This window comes from Photobacterium sp. DNB22_13_2 (genome assembly GCF_052873915.1).
Genome location: NZ_JBNNXU010000130.1, coordinates 1 through 273 on the forward strand (window position 1 = coordinate 1; position 273 = coordinate 273).

The window sequence follows — 273 nt, forward strand, 5'->3', positions numbered from 1 at the left end:
CGGTAAGCCCATGCGCGGCGCACTTCCTGAAGCAACGCATCGGGCACGAAGCCGCCGCCCAGCGCCACTGTCACCAGGTGCTGGACGAGCACGTCCAGTGGCTTGTGAGGCGACGTGCGGGCTTCGACATGGCCGGACATGGCCGCCGCGCGCGCGGCAGCTCCCTCCACGAGTTCCAGGCTATGCGTGGGTACCACGGTCACGCGCGAATGCCTGCCCGGCGCATGGCCCGATCGTCCTGCCCGCTGCAGCAGCCGCGCTACGCCCTTGGGG

Annotated in this window: 1 protein-coding gene; it reads right to left on the reverse strand. The window is 70.7% G+C overall.

Annotated elements, in window-relative coordinates:
* Positions 1-273 (reverse strand): hypothetical protein (locus ACVA58_RS28095; RefSeq protein ID WP_446513521.1); only part of this gene is annotated, 273 nt, incomplete at both ends.